Annotated in this window: 1 rRNA gene; it reads left to right on the top strand. The window is 55.9% G+C overall.

The features are described 5' to 3' along the window. A 23S ribosomal RNA gene (locus tag ADK86_RS15940) occupies window positions 1-1,173 on the top strand; the annotation flags it as partial. Window positions 1,174-1,194: the final 21 nt, after the last annotated feature.

Raw genomic sequence — 1,194 nt, 5'->3', positions numbered from 1 at the left:
TGAGCTGGTGGTGGCCGCAGAGACCAGCGAGAAGCGACTGTTTACTAAAAACACAGGTCCGTGCGAAGCCGTAAGGCGATGTATACGGACTGACGCCTGCCCGGTGCTGGAACGTTAAGGGGACCGGTTAGCTCCATTTCGGTGGGGCGAAGCTGAGAACTTAAGCGCCAGTAAACGGCGGTGGTAACTATAACCATCCTAAGGTAGCGAAATTCCTTGTCGGGTAAGTTCCGACCTGCACGAATGGCGTAACGACTTCTCGACTGTCTCAACCATAGGCCCGGTGAAATTGCACTACGAGTAAAGATGCTCGTTTCGCGCAGCAGGACGGAAAGACCCCGGGACCTTTACTATAGCTTGATATTGGTGTTTGGTTCGGCTTGTGTAGGATAGGTGGGAGACTGTGAAGCCGTGACGCCAGTCATGGTGGAGTCGTTGTTGAAATACCACTCTGGTCGTGCTGGATGTCTAACCTGGGTCCGTGATCCGGATCAGGGACAGTGTCTGGTGGGTAGTTTAACTGGGGCGGTTGCCTCCTAAAGGGTAACGGAGGCGCCCAAAGGTTCCCTCAGCCTGGTTGGCAATCAGGTGTTGAGTGTAAGTGCACAAGGGAGCTTGACTGTGAGACTGACGGGTCGAGCAGGTACGAAAGTAGGGACTAGTGATCCGGCGGTGGCTTGTGGAAGCGCCGTCGCTCAACGGATAAAAGGTACCCCGGGGATAACAGGCTGATCTTCCCCAAGAGTCCATATCGACGGGATGGTTTGGCACCTCGATGTCGGCTCGTCGCATCCTGGGGCTGGAGTCGGTCCCAAGGGTTGGGCTGTTCGCCCATTAAAGCGGTACGCGAGCTGGGTTTAGAACGTCGTGAGACAGTTCGGTCCCTATCCGCTGTGCGCGTAGGAGTCTTGAGAAGGGCTGTCCCTAGTACGAGAGGACCGGGACGGACGAACCTCTGGTGTGCCAGTTGTTCTGCCAAGGGCATGGCTGGTTGGCTACGTTCGGAAAGGATAACCGCTGAAAGCATCTAAGCGGGAAGCCTGCTTCGAGATGAGGGCTCCCTCCCACTTGATGGGGTAAGGCTCCCAGTAGACGACTGGGTTGATAGGCCAGATATGGAAGACCGGTAACGGTTGGAGTTGACTGGTACTAATAGGCCGAGGGCTTGTCCTCAGTTGCTCGCGTCCACTGTGT

Origin of the sequence: Streptomyces sp. NRRL F-5755 (assembly GCF_001279365.1) — a bacterium.
GTDB lineage: Bacteria > Actinomycetota > Actinomycetes > Streptomycetales > Streptomycetaceae > Streptomyces > Streptomyces rimosus.
This window is presented reverse-complemented; position numbering and strand designations above follow the sequence as displayed.